This window comes from Tengunoibacter tsumagoiensis, assembly GCF_003967535.1.
Lineage (GTDB): Bacteria > Chloroflexota > Ktedonobacteria > Ktedonobacterales > Ktedonobacteraceae > Tengunoibacter > Tengunoibacter tsumagoiensis.
This window is the reverse complement of the sequence record NZ_BIFR01000001.1, coordinates 2238130-2254217: the sequence shown is the minus strand read 5'-3', so window position 1 is coordinate 2254217 and position 16088 is coordinate 2238130. Positions and strand designations below refer to the sequence as shown.

The following is a 16088-nucleotide window of genomic DNA, read 5'->3' as shown; positions in this document are numbered from 1 at the left end:
TTTCAAGGTGCTCGCCTCTCTTATTCAGGAGGACTATCCTCTATAACAGGTCGGCTATTCTTGCCAGAGGAGGATGAAAAATGTTAGACTGGTGTGTGCCTACTGGATCTCTTTTGACGAAACAAACGACTGAAGCCTGGTGGCAGCGCATGCGCCCACCTTTTATGGCTGGCTATCTTGTAGTGACCCTTCTCCTAATCTGCATCAGTGGATTGGGGCATCTGCGCTTGCTATCTGAAGTTGGCTCTCTCTTTGGTGGCTTTACCTGGGTGCTAGACCCTGATACAAATGGTGAGATTGTCATTATTTCGACTCCTCCCCAGCTCCCCCCTTTTGCTCTCTCTGCCCAATCGTTGACCAATACGACCCATATCGTGGCCGTTAATCGTATCCCTGGCCGGGAGGGTATCCAACGAGCATATGCACATGGAAAACCACAGGAGCTTATTACATATACAGCTACCTCGGACAATGGACGATCTATGATCATTATTCGCCCTGCAGTCATCTTTACAGCGGACATGTGGTGGCAGACATATGGCCTGACGTTTCTGGCCGGTCTAAGCTGGCTGGTAGTGGGCGCTTTTCTCCTGATGACTTCAACCGAATGGTCCGGTGCGGTGGAAGGAATTACGCTGTTGCCTCCGGCTATGCTCCTTCTTCTCTATAGCCACTGGGGCAATATTCAGCAAGCGAACACGCCCGATCTCGTGATTCAACTCCTCTGGATTCCCGCCTTTGCGCTCCTCGGCTCAACCTTTATTCACCTGAGCCTTACCTATCGGCCTGAGGCGCTCGGGCAGGTGCGTACACCGCATATAGCTCTGGATGGTCTTCCGTATCTCCCTTTGATTGCCCTGTTTCTGTATGAATGGCTCTCACTATTGTTGCTTGGCCATGTTCCCATGCGCCCAAACATTATTATCAGTCTGGGCTATGGGGCTCTTGGTGGTCTGATCAGTCTGACTATTGGCGCTCGCTCTCTCCTGCGGATCCTCTTTCACAATTCGCCATGGCGACGCTCTACAGCCGTTCACCCGATTCCAGATCATATCCGCCATCGCCTGGGGGATCTCCTGACGCTCTGGATTGGAGGGGTCGGCCTCGGTTTCTGCCTGGGCGTCTTACCCATTTTATTGACGGGTCAGACACTGCTGCCGCTCCCAATCTTCTATATTCTGGCAACCGTCTATCCACTTATCCTTCTCTATGCGATCCGCTCATTACGCCTGATGGAACAGCTCCATCTCACGCTCGAACAACGTGAACAGGCACTATTAGAGCAACAACGTACGGCTGAAGAGCTGCTGAATACCAATAAAGAGCTCAGTCAGGCGACGTCGTTGCTCCTCCATGCCGATACCCATCTCCGCTCACTTCTATCGCAACGCATCCATGATCAGCCAAAACAACAGGCTCTGCGTATTCGCTCTCTGCTGGGCTACTGGCAACATAAATTAGCATTGGAGGCCGAACGCGATCCCAGCAAACAGACCACTATGACGCCCATTATTAAGGCTCTTGGCACTATTCGGCATATCAGCGAGGAGTTAGAAGGAGATCTCCGTGGACTCCAACTTCTTGTGGAGGATGTCTATCAGCGACGCAGTATGGGGCTTAAGTTTCACCTGGATAAGCTTATTCAGGAGGATCTTCCTGCACTCCATCCAGAATCTCCTCTGAAAATACAAACCGATCTCTGGTCCCTCGATGTGCTAAGTCCGGACCTGGAACAGAGCGTTGAAGGTATGCAGATAGCAGAGGCAATCTCCTATACGATCACTCAATCCCTGCTCAATATTTACAATCACGCTGGCTGCGACTTTGCTACAGTCTCTACAAGTTACGCGCATAATGTTCTAGAGGTTGAGATTCGCGATACAGGCAAAGGCTTCTCTCCAGAGGCTGTTTCACCAGAAAAAACGACTCTTTTCAAGGCACAATTGAAAGCACGTGAGGCTGGGGGAGAGCTGATCATCTCCTCACATCCTCGCCCTGAACCAGAGCATGGGACAACCGTTACCCTCAGAATCCCATTGCCACCTCATGTGCAGAAGTAGTTGAGATCATATGCCCTCAAGTCTGAAGCGTTGGATCCTGCCGCAGACCCGCATAAGCCTCATAGGCATGAGCCAGTAGAACACGCCGCCCTGGATCACTCGGGGCTCCCTCAATCACAAAGAATGTATACAGCTCGCTCACAAGATTCTCAACAGGGCCGATGTTAGGCTTACCGCTCGTACTTAAAAACCCCATTCTCAGCGCAATATCGTCATTGCTTAAACCAATAGCGATCAAAGAGGCACACTCTTCTTGTCTGGGAGTCAGTCGCTGCCCCCGTAAACGCTTCAGTAGATAGTTTAAAACTTCAGGGTCAATAAAAGATTCATTGCGCATCACCACAGACGTCGCAATATTGTTGATGTAATCGGGGTCCATATTATTGAATAGCGCATAACCATGCAGGCCGCTTGAATGCCCAGTCCGACGGTTACTCGCCCGTGGTGTGCCTCGACGAGTATATTCGTGCCGAAATACTTCCGCAGCAAGCGTCCAGCTAGGATCTTGCGTGTAAATGACGACCCGCAATCCTGGCGCAATCTCTAACATTGCACGCCCCAGCTCGACCCCATTGCTATTCCCCAGACGTAGATCAGAGAAGACCAGCCACCCTGCCAGAGCCGTATTCCCACTTTGACTGGCGCTTAACGCTTCGATTAATCGCAGAGCAGTTGTGCTATCACCAGCCTGGGCATGCAAACGGAGAGAGGGTGTCTCCTCAATAAATTCACAAACACCCCGTCTTTTTACTGGCGTATCATCAACTACAATCACAGGAATTGGCATAGTTATCATATATTTATTATACCGCTCAGCTGCTCAACTCTTCAATTAGTAGAACAATGGTGTCACCGCACCAATAAGAGCGACATCACTCCCTAAATGAGAGGACATCACCTTGAGCCGCTCTCTCACGGGCGATAAGACAGAAGTAGCACCAGCAGACACAGCTCCCACTGGCTCAAGAGGCTGTAGTGCGATGAGACATGGATCAATATGCTGCATCCCTCCACCTAAAACCAGCACGTCTGGTTCATATAAGGTGCTATACCTGGTCACCGCTGCGCTCAGCCAGCGCCCTATCTCCAGAAACACTTGTAAGGCGACTCCATCACCACGCCTGGCTTCCTCTGCTAACAATTGCGGACTAAAACATTCATTATTGAGCATACGCTGAAGCAGGCTCGTCTCTTCACCACGGTTAAGGGCACGCTTAAACATTTTCTGAATGGCATCAAGTGAGAGGAGAGTATTAATACACCCTCGCTTACCACAGCTACAACGTGGACCCGTGGGAGATAGAGGAAGGTGGCAGACATGCCCAACGTGCTGTTGCCTGGAGCTGACAAGTTCTCCATCGACAATAAAAGCTGCCCCAATAACGGCGTTTAAGGTTAAATAGAGGAGCCTTTGCGCTCCCTGGCCAGCCCCAAAACGATATTCACCAAGAACTGCGGCATCTACGTCGGCATGAATCTGCACTGGGAGGCGATAACGCTTCTCTAATAACTCAAATAGGGGGAAATCATTCAATGATGGAAGGAGAGAGATCTGCTGGGGGCGACGAGTTGAGCTCTCCAGTGCTCCTGGAACGCTTACTCCAATTCCACATACAGCCAGACCCTCCATGCGAGCACATGAGAGCTGGGTTTCGATGGCTCGAAGGGCTGGTTCAAGGGTTGCCATGGCCGGACGCCCGCGCAAGGTCTTTGCTTGACTCCGCTGGCGTACACGCCCGTGACGATCAATCAGGGCGACTGTTGTTTTCCCACTGCCGATCTCAACACCCACCCCCACACACCGGTCTATACTCATTGGCCAGTGTCCTGCGTTCCTCTATTCTATTCTAGTATTTAGCTAGAACATACGTTCCTACTATAACAACCTTACAGCAATAGAGATGAGAACGATAACACATCTTATATAATTGAGTATAGCTGGTCTTGCGAACATTTGTCAAGGAGAGACGATTAATCTGCATACATGAAATTGAATTTCTTTCTCCCTTTCTGACTATAAAAGATGTGATTACGGACGTTTCTCCGCAATACCATCACTACAAGGCACTTTTTTTCGCTTACAATCGCCAGGCTCCTGCCTGATGCAAGGAGCATTTTCAGAGCTTGCCCCTTGTAGCTCCTTTACAGAAAAGTGTAAGCTATAGGGATAGCGGTACTGTTTTTGTGTTCACCAGCTTTCAACTGAACAAAGAAGATACAATCTGTAGTCTGTCAGATATATTCAGATATACAAGGAGTGATTATCATGCCCTGGATGCGACGATCAGATAAAGAGCCACAACAACCACCTGCCCCACCACGGCCAGTTAAGGCTCCAATCATTGGGCAAGGCCATGGTTTGAGCGAGCTTGAGGGGCAACATGTGCAACAACTTATTCGTGAGGAGCAGCATTCTGCTCGTGCGCTCTCCATTCCTGCGGAGGATCTGTCCCAGGAAGCCACAACGAAAATGTCGCCAGAGACGGCTCGTGTCATTGCCGTGAGCCATGTCCGCGATATCCTGAACCTCTTTAATCGTGACTTCCTCTATGGTCAGGGACGCTTTGATGAGTACAATAGTGGCATGCTGCTCAAATGGGGAGATGGCTATTCTCGACGCCATATCTGGATCACTGTTGAGAATGGAAACCTGATTTTTGAGACAAGCCACGCCAAGAAATGCGATAAGCCCTATTGCAATGGCACGCATCATGTGCTCACTCCAGACCTGTATACAAATGTAGAGCTCATTAATCAGGAATTAGGCGATCGTTTTCGCCGTCCTGTCTATGAAAGCACCGAAGATTAACCTGAGAAGCGATCACGAATAACGACGAGAGTGATCGCTTCTCTTTGTCCTTAAAATCCTCTGAAAGGCACAGACAATGCCAACAGCTATTTTAGCGTTAGAGCGCGATCTCTTCTTTTCCGTGAAGATCCGCGATACGCTCCGTCACCACGATATGCTGGTCACAACGGTGCGCACCCTCCCTGGCTTTGAACAGGCTCTCAGTGTCGCATCTGGCGAACTACCAGCCTTAGTAATCATCAATATTGCATCCAAAGGAGTAGATTGGGAGGCTGCCATTCGTGAGGCACGAGCCAGACAAGTACCAGTACTGACCTTTGGCTCCCATATGGATCTGGAGGCGCGCCAGAAAGCACTGGATGCTGGAGCTCAGAAAGTGGTTGCTAATTCTAAATTTACCCGCGATATGCCCGCTCTGATCCAACGCCTGCTCGCCAATCCAACCCCTCCGCTTAACGTAGCCGCTGATGATGAAGATTTTCATGAGGATTGAGGCATCGTCTATTTCACACGAACATCTCCTTTTCATCTTCGTCTCTGTCTGTAGAGACATGATGCTTCGGGACTAGATAGAAAGATGGATAGAAAGATGGCGACATTCTATAACCATCATGATGGCCATAGAACGTCGCCATTCACCTCTGTCACCCTCGAAAGAGAGGGCGGCGCCAATAATCTTGTAGAGAAACGCCATCACGATGGCTGTAATGGCTCCTGCGAATCTCTTAACTGGCCTGATATAGAACAATATAGTGAGCCAGGCGATGTTGAACAGGGATCAGCGCAAGACTATAACCGGGGACATGGAGCTCCAGGGCAGGCTGTTGACGTCGATAAGACCAATGGGCAGGTAAAAAACGATGGTGAGCACGCAGGCTGGGAGGAGTATAAGGGCGAGAGTGATGATTTGGTCGATGGGCAATCCGTCCGCTCATGCAATCTCCTTTTGAATAGAGGAAGCACAACAACGAAAGATAAAAAAAATCTTCTGACCATGTCGAAAAGGTTCTCCACTCCATGAAAAACGGTCCCGCCCACAGGCCAGAAGAAGTATATATTTGGATAAGCCGCTACAGATAAGCACCCTTGAGAGGGTAGCTCATCCTTAGTGACCGCAACCGCAACCGCGAGCCTCGCCACCGCCATCGGCAGTTTTGAAGGAATGCCCACAACCGCAGCTTGAGACAGCATTAGGATTGTTGACGGTAAAGCCAGCACCCATCAGGCTATCAACATAGTCGACTTCGCTGCCATTGATATAGGTGACGCTCATATCATCGACAAGAAGATTGAAATCACCCATCGAAATGACGGTGTCACCTTCCTGTTCCTCATCAAGGGTCATACCATACTGGAGACCAGAGCAACCACCACCAGCAACAAAGACGCGCAGGCCAAGGCTGGGATCATTCTCCTGCTTGAGCAGCTCACGAACTTTTTCTGAGGCAGCGGGAGTCATACTAATAATCTGGGTCTCAATCGCAGCCTGCTGGTTCTGCTCAATCATAATTTTTCACCTCTCCAAAAAGGGGTTGACTGCTCAGCCCCCTTGATTGTCCATTAGATTTGACGGTGTTTCAATGGTGTTTCTATAACTAACACTTGCAATTATTATAAACTACAAAAAGTGAAGCGTCAAGAAATACTGCTCTTTCTACAGTCCGAACCGTTGTTGAACTCGTATAATATTCGCCAGCAGGTTCGGTGCATCGGGGGGCGCACCAAACAGATTCTCGCTCCGCCTCTCTTGTCCCAGCGCAAAACGGGCAATAATGTTGGACGCAGACCAGCCCTGTGACAGGAGATGTGCCCCCAGAGCACTGATAATCGGAGTGGCAAATGAGGTTCCAGACCAATCAGCCCAACCAGTAGTATTGGCCTCGCCCATGGGAAATGTAGGTGAGATAAAGATGCCTCGTACTGCATCCGGAAGCGCATCACTTCCGGTTGCCCCATACCCATCTCCTCCAAATGTGGCCACCCCTGCATCGTTTGGGGGCATACTGGCAGCATTGGCGAAGTTAGCTGGCGCATAGCTGCTATTGACGGCTGTGACGCTCAAAACGCTCTCGTAACGGGCCGGGGCACGTGGAGGCCGAGGAGCTTGACCCTGTTGATTGGCCAGCATTGAGTCATTTCCTGCTGCTGCAACAATCAGAACGCCATGAGCGGCCAGACTCTCAAACAGGAGCCGCAAGCCCTCTTCTATATGTGTTAAAACTCTCATCGCCCCCATAAGTTGATTGGTCGGCCACTGGCGATGATCAAACCAGATATAGGGGAGACGCCTGATATCTGGCAGGGTAATCAGGCTGAGATTGATCACCAATCGACGAATAGAACCTGCGACGATCTCTCGCTCGAGATCCGTTAAGGCCGCGTATAAAGCATAGAGATCACCACCGCCAAAGTCGTTGAGAATACGGATCAGCCGTATCTGGGCACGAGGGGCTACATCGCGTACCAGACCTGCCACGGTGAGGCCATGATCAGGGACGACATAATAGCGCGCATCTCCAGCCTGATCACGCCCACTACAGACATCGTTGGTAAGAGGATAGCGATCATACTCAATCTGAAATGAGCCATCTTCATTCCGCAATTCATTGGCGATACGCTGCAATAACCAGTTACGCCGCAACTCTGGTCGCGTCGCGGCTCCCCGGATTCGATCAGGATGCTGGCCCGTATCCAGAACGGCTACCAGTACATCTTCCGCTCCCTTTGAGTCAAGTGAAATATGTTGATCTACAAATTTTATGCGCCAACCATGCAAAATATGTGCCGGGGTAGCCGATTCCAGTTGCGGCGCCGGGCGCGGTGGCAGAGCCGGTCCGCCTTGCGCATAATACTGCGGCGCAGCGGTTACCAGCCAGTTGGGCATTGCAGAGACAACATGCAGGCCAGTCTGGGCAAGGTGCTCCAGGTGCCCCTGTAGATAGGAAAGAGCCATCGGAACAGCATCCTGCACCTCGTTATCAAGATGCCTGGTATGAAAAAATAAGGCCATCAATGGCTGTTTACGCTGCAAGCCAAAGAGGAACGAGCGTCGGCGTACCGGGGGCATAGATGGAGTAACACGCCAACGACCTGCCTTGCCATACGACTCAAGGGTCAGACGATAAGGAGCTAGAAAGAGGTTTAATTGCGTTCGAATCTGCTCTCCTAATAACTCCTGAGTATCCTCAAGCGGCAGTCGAGGCAAACGAACGACTACAACCATCTCGCCTGGCAACCAATGATAGAGCTCATCGGGCACGCCCATGAACTCTGCCGAACTACGTGACATGCACAAAAATCCCCCTCCACGCAGAGTGGTGTGTATTAGAAACGTTCTTTGAAAGCATTGCGAATCAATGACATTCCTTGAATATCCTGCGATTACCCTGCGATCTTTGCTAGCGTATGGCGATGCCACGTTCCAGCAACACGCAATCCCCGAGACGAGCTTTAGCAGGCTTCCCTTTCTTACGGGAAAAGGCGAGATATAATAAACAATTCTTGACGGCGTTTCTGTCCCCACAGGCATTTTTAGAGAGTAGGTCTACTAACCAGACATTATAACATGCCTCTCTTTTCCTGTAACACGAGCCTGACTTTAGGTTAGGAGCATACTCAGGAGTTGTCTAGTATTGCTCAGGAATGATAGCTATCGTTAAGCACTTCTGCTGTCATATGTGCTGTATTCTTCTACAGAGATCTTCGCAATGCAGTAACGATGCCCCAACAGATCCCATTTCCTGCACACCACAGTCCCCTACTCGCCAATAACAGTCCTCTTCGTCTCGCGATACCTCTGCATCGAGCGGGCGCGATCCATACAACCCAGGCTACACCAGCGACGTGTAGCGCTTTTGGTGCTGTCATAAAAGAACAGAATACAGCGCTCATTATCACACTGGTGCAGGCGTTTATGCTCACCCTGCACAATTAAACGTATAGCCGAAAGGGCAATCGGTAAGAGTACGAGGCCATGCCGCGCATCTGTGGTATACGCTCCCAGGAACAGGTCGCCCTCCTTGCTCACCTCCAACACAGAATAGTTAGTACGCAAAATACGATTTAACTGGTTTACATCTATCTGTTGTGGTATCTCGCCGTCGATTAAAGCACGAAAGATGCCACGCAATGAGGCACGTAATGTCTTGACGCTTGTCAATAACTCATTATCATAGATGGTCGTGTCCGCACTCCCCCTGCGCACCTCATCGAAGGCTGGATGACGCTGACAGGTCTCGTTCCACCACCGGGCAACATCCTGAGGTGTCTGTAAAAGGTCCAGGGGGTTGCCACGCTTCATAATCTCGGTATTCACCAGGTTCAGGGCCAGATTTTCTCCATCCAGCAGAAAGGGTGGATCACTCAACACTTTGCTCATACTCAATTTCCTCCTTACCATATTATCCAATACTATAGCGCTATTGACAAGGATAATTTCCTGGGGTATGCTGCAATTATCCAATTCAAAACAAATTTAGATATGGATATTTCACAAAGCAGCGTGTTCTGGTAGGAGGAACCACACAATGTCAGCAGTAAACACCCCCGCATTTCAGACCGGTCATATCGGCATCAACGTCACCAATATCGAGAAATCCAAACAGTTTTATCAGAGCGTATTTGGCTTTACGGTAAGCTGGGAGGCCGATGAGCCGGGACATTGTGCGTTTCTCTCCGATGGTCAGAAGCTGATTCTGACGCTATGGGAGCAAAGTGAAGGCACTTTTGCAAAAGATCGCCCGGGCCTGCACCACCTGTCATTCAGAGTGAATAGCATTGAGGATGTCCGTTTCTTTGAGAATAAACTGAAGCTCCTGGACGCCAATCTGTTATATCAGGGGATCGTACCTCATGGTGAAGGTCAGGATTCTGGCGGTATCTTCTTTACTGATCCCGATGGCATACGTCTGGAGATCTATAGCCCTGTCAGAGCCAGTGAGTATCCCGCGCCGGTCGCTTCTGCACCTACATGCGGCTTCTTTTAGTCTTCAATCCGCTTCATAGTAAGAAAGCAGAGGTTTCCAGATGCTGGATTATCACAATGGAGAACTTGAGGTACAGGCCCTGGCTGGCTTGCCACCCAGAAGTTCACGCCAGAATAAAAGCATCCATCCGACATTGCCATCCGTTGCTCAGACCTTTTTACAAGATCAACGCATGATTATTCTCGCAGCAGCGGATCAGGCAGGGTACATCTGGGCCTCGATCCTGGCTGGCAAGCGCGGTTTTTTACAGGCACCCGATGAGCAGACGGTGGTCATTCAAGCAGTTCCGGCTCCGTGCGATCCACTCTTCGGGCAACTGCACGTTGGAGATCCCTTAGGAACGATCACGCTCGATTTTGCCACACGTCGCCGGATGCGGGTCAATGGACAGATCACGCAGATACAGAGGGAGATCGTCATGCGTACAGAACAGGTCTATTCTAACTGTCCTAAATATATTCAAATGCGTACGTTGCCTGCTATAAATGATGCACAGCCTGAACATCACTCAGCAATACCCGAACACATACGCGGTACAGTACTCACCAATGCTCAGCACGCCTGGATCGAGGCGGCTGATACATTCTTTATCGCAACGAGCCATCCGGAAGGGGGAGCCGATGCTTCACATCGTGGCGGAGCTCCTGGCTTTGTCCGGGTTGAAAACGCCAACCGACTGGTCTTTCCAGACTACTCTGGGAACCGTATGTATCAGACCCTGGGCAATATCAAGAAGGAGCCTCACACTGGCCTCCTCTTCATTGACTTCGAACGGGGAAATACACTCCAACTTACTGGCGAGGCCCGCATCATCTGGGATAAAGCACGAATCGCAACCTTTGCGGGCGCTGAACGCCTGATAGAGTTCGTAATCACTGACAGCATCGAGACCCGAAACGCGATTCAACTACACTGGCAATTTGTAGAATATTCACCAACCTTACCACGCGCTCGCGCCTGAACAGAATATCCCATGCACTCTCTCTCATTTTTATTTCAGGAGAACTATCATGCACTTGCAACGTCTAACCTGGGCTGGCCTCAAACTCGAGGTTGGCAAGACGACACTCTTTATCGACGCGATTGAGGATGCCCCTGATTGGAATAGCGGCGGCCAACCAGTTATCCCACTCTCAGCCCAGACCAGTGAGCGCCACGCGGTGATTACACATGCACATACCGATCATTTTGATCCTACGGCCGTATATAAAGCACTAGGTGATCGGGGCAGTGTGCTCTGCCATAGCTCTGTAGCTCATACACTGCCCCAACATAAACTGCGTATTCAGGAGGCCACGTTATATGAGCCAATCCTTCTGAACTGGCTCACTGCTGATATCATGGCGCTTGCTGTACCAGCAGCCGATGGCTGGGGCGATCCTCAGGTCTCATGGATTATCGATGGTGGCGGCAAACGCATTATTCACTGCGGCGATACGATCTGGCATGGGCACTGGTGGAATATCAAACGTCAATATGGCCCCTTTGATCTGGCCTTTATGCCTATTAATGGTGTGACCTACCAGCGGGGCCGTTTCAGCGGGAGCACGATTCCAGCAACAATGACTCCAGAACAGGCAGTTACCGCAGCAAAAATTTTGGGAGCCAGGCGTGTCTGCCCCATCCACTATGGGATGTATGATGATCCTGGCCACTATGTCTCAATTCCCAATGCTCTGGAGCTCTTTCTGGAGATCGCCCGGAAACAACAGATCGAAACCCTTGTCCTGGAACCTGGTGAATGGGTTGACTGGCAACATGCTCTCTAAAGCATCGTATGGTTTCAGACTGGTCCTTTGTTGAAAGTGTGGACCAGCCTGAAACTTCTCTTATCCTCTTGGTCCCGGTGGGAGACATGTCCCTGTTTCAATCCAGGATGTTAAATCTTTCAGATGACTATCCCACGCAGGGCTAATCGTGGCATACATCTCCCAGTGTTCTCCTTCACCAATACCACTGTGAGTAAGCAGCACCAATGTACCATCTTTTTCTTTTGTTAACTCAAAGGTAAGGGTTGTCGGAGTAGGAGAACATGCTTCCCAGGTAAAACTGAATAATTGAGATGGCTTTACTGCTACTACTTTCCCGTGCTCTCCCATACCGGGAGCCCATTCGGTATGCACCTCCCCCCCAGGTTTCAATTCGATATCAGCTTTGTATACAAACCAGCGTTCTAATTCTTGCTTTTCGGTAATGGCTTTAAAGACTCTTTCTATAGATGCATGAATAAATTGCTCTTTTTTAATTGTTTTTGTCTTCATTTTTACTCTTTCCTTCTCGATGAAGTGTTTCAGCAATCTGTTTGATCTTTTGTAACCGTTCATCCCAGAGCGTTGCAGTCCGCGATAGTTCCTGGGCTGCAACACTGAGTCCTTCTGATGAGAGACTAAAACGTACCTCTTTGCTCAATTTGCGCTCATTGACAAGGCCTGCCTTTTTTAGAACAGCAATATGTTTACTTACCGCCTGGCGGCTAAATGGTACTTCATCTGCCAGCTTGCTTGCGGTAGCTTCGCCTTTAAGAAGCAGAATCTCGATGAGCTTCCGTCGGCTCGGTTCAGCAATAGCAAACCAGAGCTCTTCATTAAAAGGTTCAGGTGACGACATATCTATGCCTTTGTTGAGATATTCTGGGCACAACGCTGTAAGTTGGACAGAAACTCACCCCAGCCCGAGGTATGATTGACAATGAGTGTCGCTTTCTGTTCAGCAGTAATCTCAAGCTTCTCAAAACCGCTTTCTGTTAAGCATACCTTTGTCTCATCGTTATTTTCTATAAGCTTGAACTCAACCAGAGTTTGCTGGTGGGTTGCCCTGGTTTCCTCATCTGGTGCGACCCACAAAAATGAGAAACGATACGGTTTCTCTACCGCTACAATTTCCAGAGAAGCTTCAACGTTCTCTCCCCAGACCAGTCTGCCCTTTCCTCCCTGTCGCACATCTATCTCTACCTGACTACCAAACCATTGGCTAATGTATTCAGGCTTTGTGATAACCTCCCAGACTGTTGCTATCGGTGCCTGAATGCTGATTTCTCGCTCAATCTTATCCGCAATCTTATCCATTATAGAAACACTCCTGACACTATATAACGACACCAATTATTTTCTAGTAGAGCTTAGATGTGCAACATTTTGTTGCACATCTAAGTATATTGTAATGAAAAAGAAGAAGATTGTCAAGAGAAAAACAGGCTATTTAGCGCATTCTGATTCTTAAACAAAGAGATGATTCTTAAACAAAGAGATGATACATGAAGAAAGAGCGAGGGATGGACAACAAGATGAGGAGCAAGATAAAGGGCTGGCCAGATCTGCTATATGAGCGGCTTGTAACCGAAAAGATCGTCTACTACGTTTTACAATTGAGTATTTTTGAAAGGGATATGTTCTGATGTTTATTTATTCTGATCGCTTATGCCAGACCCTGATCGATCTTGTGCGGATTCCCAGCACTTCTGGACATGAAGAGTATGTCCGCAGCTATATCGAGCGTCACCTGACCAGTCTGGGCCTCACATCGCGCGTTGATGTGAGCGGGAATCTCATCGCCACGCTCGACGGTGAAGGGCCTGCACTCCTCTTAAACGCTCATATGGATCGTGTTTCTCCTGGCCTGGGCCATGAGCCTATTCTTCGCAATGGGGTCCTCTATAGTGATGGCACGACGAATCTGGGTGCAGATGATGCCGCAGGGATCGCTATTATCCTCGAAGTGCTTCGTCGCACGGTTGAACAATCGCTTCCACATCCTCCTCTCGTCGTCGTTTTTACGGTACAAGAAGAGGTAGGGCTCTGTGGCGCACGTAGCTTTGATGCAGAGATGCTCCAGGTGACCGATGGGATCGTCTTTGACAATGCCTTTGAGGCTGGCGTTGTGGTCTCTAAAGCAGCCGCCCACGAAGCCTTTGATATCAAAATCACTGGCCGCACAGGCCATCCTGGCAAAGAGATTACTGGAACGGTTGACGCTCTGGAGATCTTCCGTCAGACTCCTTACCCTCACGGCTCACTCGCTAGCGATCTGACACGCATCAACATTGGCCGCATTGTCGCGGGCCATGCCCGTAATGCTATCCCCGGGACGGTTACAATCGAGGGCGAGCTTCGCAGCTTTGAACCTCTCTCCGTCTATCAACACTACAAACAGGCTCTGATCAATGCCTTTGATGAGACTGCAGAACGGTTGGGAGGTCGGGCTGAGATCACCTTTACAACCTACTCAACTGGCTATGCCCTCAATCCCGATGAACCCTTACTCAATATCTATCAAGCTGCCCTTGCTCAACGTGGCGCAGTCCTGGAGATGAAACCAACCTTTATTGGCAGCGATACCAGCGGCTTCCGCCCGGCCATTCGCACCTTTACCGTCTCGACTGGTGTCGTTGACGAGCATACCACCGATGAACATATCGCCCTGGCTCCTCTGGAACAATTAGTTATGGATACCCTCTTTGTTCTCCATCTCTGGCGCAACCAACAGTTCTAAACGACCACTTTATGGTAAAAGAAGAGGGGCATCCATTGCAGGAATGCCCCTCTTCTTTTACAATAGAGGCACCCAATAGACCAATCAAGATGCACTACCAGTAAAGGGAAAAAGCTCTATGTCAGGACTTACCGATGATTGTACGACGACAATCGTGGAGACATACACATTTATAGCGAAAGCACTTCAGCGCTCAGTTGCACCACACTGGCTCCAGCTCGAGGTAAGCATGGCACAGGTGAAAGTGCTCTTTGTCCTGTATCATAAAGGAGCCAGTACGATTAGCGCCATTGCGGAAAATCTTGAGATCGGGCTCCCTACTGCCAGTCATCTTGTTGAACGTCTCGTACGTGCCAATCTTGTACAGCGATCAGAGGGCCCCACCGATCGGCGCCAGATCCTGGCCAGTCTCACTCCCCAGGGTGAGCTTCTGATTGGCCAGCTTCAATATGAGCGACAAGAACAGCTACGCCAATGGGTGGCACAGCTCACCGGCGAAGAACGTCAGGCTTTAGCTACCGGCCTTCAGGCCCTCTCGCATGTGGTCAATTGGTAAAACTGACCAGTACTCAGTGCTCAATCGCTCTATTTCCTGGATTGCAGATACCACAACCTTTGCGCACGAACGTACTCATTCAAGACCGCTGCCAGGATGGCATAAAATAACCCTGCTTTGTGTTATCAATTGCAAAGAGAAAAAACAAACGCGCACGTATCTTTAAGCGAGGAACGATATAATGGAAAAAGTCTATGGTGTGATTATTATTGGTTCAGGTCCAGCAGGCTATACCGCAGCTATCTATGCTGGCCGCTCCAATCTGTCCGTCCTGGTTCTGCAGGGCTATGAGACAGGTGGGCAGTTGATGCAGACAAGCGAGGTCGAGAACTTCCCTGGCTTTGAAGAGGGCATTATGGGCCCGGAGATGATGGAGAAATTCGAGAAACAGGCGCTCCGCTTTGGGGCAGAGCTGATCCCAGAAGATGTTACCTCGGTTGATTTTACACAACGTCCTTTTGTGGTCCGCACCGACTCAGCAGAATATCGCTCACAGGCTGTTATTATCGCGACTGGGGCCAGTGCACAATGGCTGGGACTGCCCAATGAGACACGTCTGAAAGGCCGTGGCGTGACGGCTTGCGCAACCTGCGATGGCTTCTTCTTTAAAGGAAAAGATGTAGTGGTCATTGGTGGTGGCGATACCGCAATGGAAGAGGCAACGTTCCTGACACGCTATGTCAATCATGTAACCTTGATTCATCGCCGCGATACCTTCCGCGCCAGCAAAATCATGCAGGATCGCGCTCTGAATAATCCCAAGATTGATGCGCTGATGGAGAGTGAGGTCGTTGATGTAGTTGGGGATGCGGCTATCACCGCTGTCCGTGTGCGTAATACACGGACCGGCGAGGAGAGTACGCTGGAAACACAGGGACTGTTCCTGGCAATTGGCCATCGCCCTAATACCGAGCTGTTCAAAGGCATTATTGATATGGATGAGACGGGATATATCATCCCTAAAGAACATACGATGACCAATATCCCTGGCGTCTTTGTCGCTGGCGATGTCAGTGATCATCGCTATCGCCAGGCCATTACTGCCGCAGGCGAGGGCTGTCGCGCAGCTATCGATCTGGAGCGCTGGCTGGAATCTCAAGGCGAAGAGGTTGGCATCGAAAACTGGAACTAATACCTTAAAATAAAGCATTTTCATTTAAGAGATCCACAGGGATGTGGATCTCTTTTTC

Annotated in this window: 18 protein-coding genes; 9 read left to right on the top strand and 9 right to left on the bottom strand. The window is 49.9% G+C overall.

Going from position 1 to position 16088, the window contains the following annotated elements:
* Window positions 1-80 precede the first annotated feature (80 nt).
* Window positions 81-2060 (top strand): sensor histidine kinase, encoded by a 1980-nt coding sequence (locus tag EL628_RS08835; RefSeq protein WP_126579590.1) that lies wholly within the window; start codon window positions 81-83, stop codon window positions 2058-2060.
* A gap of 16 nt (window positions 2061-2076) precedes the next feature.
* Here the strand turns inward: EL628_RS08835 and EL628_RS08830 are convergent, their stop codons facing one another.
* Together EL628_RS08830 and EL628_RS08825 are read right to left on the bottom strand one after the other, a co-directional pair.
* Window positions 2077-2856: a helix-turn-helix domain-containing protein gene (locus tag EL628_RS08830; RefSeq protein WP_126579589.1), complete on the bottom strand. Its 780-nt coding sequence runs from the start codon at window positions 2854-2856 to the stop codon at window positions 2077-2079.
* 36 nt (window positions 2857-2892) lie between these two features.
* Complete coding sequence (locus EL628_RS08825) at window positions 2893-3876, bottom strand: ROK family protein (protein WP_126579588.1); 984 nt, start codon at window positions 3874-3876, stop codon at window positions 2893-2895.
* 450 nt (window positions 3877-4326) lie between these two features.
* Between EL628_RS08825 and EL628_RS08820 the strand changes: the two genes are divergently transcribed.
* Together EL628_RS08820 and EL628_RS08815 are read left to right on the top strand one after the other, a co-directional pair.
* Window positions 4327-4869 (top strand): hypothetical protein, encoded by a 543-nt coding sequence (locus EL628_RS08820; RefSeq protein ID WP_126579587.1) that lies wholly within the window; start codon window positions 4327-4329, stop codon window positions 4867-4869.
* Between the two features lie 76 nt (window positions 4870-4945).
* Window positions 4946-5362 carry a PleD family two-component system response regulator gene (locus EL628_RS08815; protein WP_126579586.1) on the top strand — a complete coding sequence of 139 codons (417 nt, stop codon included), beginning with the start codon at window positions 4946-4948 and terminating at the stop codon, window positions 5360-5362.
* 232 nt (window positions 5363-5594) lie between these two features.
* Here EL628_RS08815 and EL628_RS08810 read toward each other — a convergent pair whose 3' ends face one another.
* The 4 genes from EL628_RS08810 to EL628_RS08795 all read right to left on the bottom strand — a co-directional run bounded on the left by EL628_RS08810 (window position 5595) and on the right by EL628_RS08795 (window position 9247).
* Complete coding sequence (locus EL628_RS08810; RefSeq protein ID WP_126579585.1) at window positions 5595-5804, bottom strand: hypothetical protein; 210 nt, start codon at window positions 5802-5804, stop codon at window positions 5595-5597.
* A 170-nt stretch (window positions 5805-5974) separates the two neighbouring features.
* Window positions 5975-6376 carry an iron-sulfur cluster insertion protein ErpA gene (gene erpA / locus EL628_RS08805; RefSeq protein ID WP_126579584.1) on the bottom strand — a complete coding sequence of 134 codons (402 nt, stop codon included), beginning with the start codon at window positions 6374-6376 and terminating at the stop codon, window positions 5975-5977.
* 147 nt (window positions 6377-6523) lie between these two features.
* Window positions 6524-8158: a S8 family peptidase gene (locus EL628_RS08800; protein ID WP_161975365.1), complete on the bottom strand. Its 1635-nt coding sequence runs from the start codon at window positions 8156-8158 to the stop codon at window positions 6524-6526.
* A 468-nt stretch (window positions 8159-8626) separates the two neighbouring features.
* Window positions 8627-9247, bottom strand: coding sequence for a CGNR zinc finger domain-containing protein (locus EL628_RS08795; RefSeq protein WP_161975364.1), 621 nt, complete (start codon window positions 9245-9247; stop codon window positions 8627-8629).
* A 148-nt stretch (window positions 9248-9395) separates the two neighbouring features.
* Between EL628_RS08795 and EL628_RS08790 the strand changes: the two genes are divergently transcribed.
* The 3 genes from EL628_RS08790 to EL628_RS08780 are packed head-to-tail and all read left to right on the top strand — an operon-like array spanning window position 9396 to window position 11623.
* Window positions 9396-9854: a VOC family protein gene (locus tag EL628_RS08790; RefSeq protein ID WP_126579581.1), complete on the top strand. Its 459-nt coding sequence runs from the start codon at window positions 9396-9398 to the stop codon at window positions 9852-9854.
* A gap of 40 nt (window positions 9855-9894) precedes the next feature.
* Window positions 9895-10815, top strand: a complete 921-nt coding sequence (locus EL628_RS08785; protein WP_126579580.1) for a pyridoxamine 5'-phosphate oxidase family protein — start codon at window positions 9895-9897, stop codon at window positions 10813-10815.
* A gap of 49 nt (window positions 10816-10864) precedes the next feature.
* The gene (locus tag EL628_RS08780; protein ID WP_126579579.1) at window positions 10865-11623 is read left to right on the top strand and encodes an MBL fold metallo-hydrolase; all 759 of its coding nucleotides are present in this window, start codon (window positions 10865-10867) and stop codon (window positions 11621-11623) included.
* Window positions 11624-11683: 60 nt separating this feature from the next.
* Here the strand turns inward: EL628_RS08780 and EL628_RS08775 are convergent, their stop codons facing one another.
* Genes EL628_RS08775 through EL628_RS08765 form a run of 3 tightly spaced genes read right to left on the bottom strand, consistent with a single transcriptional unit; the run spans window position 11684 to window position 12919 of the window.
* A complete protein-coding gene (locus EL628_RS08775; protein WP_126579578.1) occupies window positions 11684-12115 on the bottom strand; it encodes an SRPBCC family protein in 432 nt (143 codons plus the stop codon).
* Window positions 12096-12461: an ArsR/SmtB family transcription factor gene (locus tag EL628_RS08770; protein ID WP_126579577.1), complete on the bottom strand. Its 366-nt coding sequence runs from the start codon at window positions 12459-12461 to the stop codon at window positions 12096-12098. The genes EL628_RS08775 and EL628_RS08770 overlap by 20 nt, the downstream gene beginning before the upstream one ends.
* Window positions 12462-12463: 2 nt before the next feature.
* Window positions 12464-12919: an SRPBCC domain-containing protein gene (locus tag EL628_RS08765; RefSeq protein ID WP_245994034.1), complete on the bottom strand. Its 456-nt coding sequence runs from the start codon at window positions 12917-12919 to the stop codon at window positions 12464-12466.
* Between the two features lie 328 nt (window positions 12920-13247).
* Between EL628_RS08765 and EL628_RS08760 the strand changes: the two genes are divergently transcribed.
* The 3 genes from EL628_RS08760 to trxB all read left to right on the top strand — a co-directional run bounded on the left by EL628_RS08760 (window position 13248) and on the right by trxB (window position 16030).
* The gene (locus EL628_RS08760) at window positions 13248-14342 is read left to right on the top strand and encodes a M20/M25/M40 family metallo-hydrolase (RefSeq protein WP_126579576.1); all 1095 of its coding nucleotides are present in this window, start codon (window positions 13248-13250) and stop codon (window positions 14340-14342) included.
* A gap of 118 nt (window positions 14343-14460) precedes the next feature.
* Window positions 14461-14898: a MarR family winged helix-turn-helix transcriptional regulator gene (locus EL628_RS08755; RefSeq protein ID WP_126579575.1), complete on the top strand. Its 438-nt coding sequence runs from the start codon at window positions 14461-14463 to the stop codon at window positions 14896-14898.
* Between the two features lie 181 nt (window positions 14899-15079).
* Entirely contained in the window at window positions 15080-16030 is a 951-nt protein-coding gene (gene trxB, locus EL628_RS08750) for a thioredoxin-disulfide reductase (protein ID WP_126579574.1), read from the top strand.
* Window positions 16031-16088 lie beyond the last annotated feature (58 nt).